Source organism: Alloalcanivorax mobilis (assembly GCF_002864685.1).
Lineage (GTDB): Bacteria > Pseudomonadota > Gammaproteobacteria > Pseudomonadales > Alcanivoracaceae > Alloalcanivorax > Alloalcanivorax mobilis.
Window position 1 is genome coordinate 1 of sequence record NZ_NMQZ01000031.1, and the last position, 1,181, is coordinate 1,181.

The 1,181-nt window shown below is 64.8% G+C and carries 1 protein-coding gene; it reads right to left on the bottom strand.

The features are described 5' to 3' along the window. A partial coding sequence (locus CGS25_RS14165; protein WP_101675867.1) for an IS110 family transposase occupies positions 1-702 on the bottom strand: 702 nt, incomplete at its 3' end. Positions 703-1,181: the final 479 nt, after the last annotated feature.

Genomic DNA, 1,181 nt, shown 5'->3' on the forward strand with positions numbered 1-1,181 from the left:
GTCGCGCACGCGCACATCCAGACCCAGGAAGGCGACGAAGGCGTCGCTGCTTTGGAAGTCGCCTCGCAAGAAGGCCATCACCAGGGCGGTGGCGGTGAGTTCACCGATGCCGTCGATGGCCTGACAGCGCTGTACCTGATCGCGCAGGCCTGCGGCGTGGACGGCCTCCCTGAGCCGCTTTTGGATCAGGTGGTCGATCCGGTCGATCTGCTTGAGCAAGGTCGCCAGGGCCGTTTTCAGCAAGGGCTCCGCGCTCAGGCTCTGGCGCAAGGCGGTGCGGGCCTTGACCAGCGCGGCCCGCCGACGCAGCAGGCTTTGCAGGGTCCGGTAGGCCTTGGGCGGCGGCATCCAGCGTCGTAATTCGTCTTTCTCTTTGCGCAGATAGCGCGCCAGCAGCTGGGCGTCGGTCAGGTCGGTCTTGGCCCGGCCGCCGACGCCTTCTCGATAGTTCTTGAGCCGATAGCCATCCACCACATAGACGTGATGGCCCTTGGCGTGGGCCCGTTCGGTAATCTCCATGTGGTAGGTGCTGGTCGCCTCGATGGCGATATCGCAGCCCTTAGGCAGCCTGGCCAACCATTGGCGGATGGCGGCTGGGGTGTTGTCGACGGCGAGGTGGCGTTTCTCGTCGTCGTGCTGGATCACCAATTCTTCTTTGGCGGTGTCGATACCGATGACGGGACGGGTGGCGTGCATTGCCATGATGAGCCCTCTCAGCTAGGTTAATCGTGCTTGTCGGGGCGCACCGTAACGCTGGCTTGCAAGCTATCGTCGGTCTGAGTGGTGGCTCAGCCGATGGATTCCTTATCGGCGTTTGAAGGTGCGGGGTGGGGCCATGTCTCCCACAGTCTGTACGCAACGGTCAGAAGCGGACCTGGTCCCTCCACCCCGACAAGTCTCCTTCTTAAGACTTGCCGGGAAACCATACAAGCGGTCCTTGACCGCGAACCGAGCCGAAGGCGAGGCGGGGCTGGCCTCACTCTTTCGCGGCCTGGGGCTGCCTCGGGGTGTTGTCGAAGAGCTTGGGCGGTGCGGGACGGGCCCGGGTTCGGACTGCCTCAATCCTCGCCACGGCTGGCGAGCCGGCGCAGGGCCGCTTTCAGGTCCGGGTCGTTGATGCTCTCCGCCGCCTCGCGGATGTGCGCGGCACTGCCGGCATCCAGGCTGCGCGGCGTTTCCAA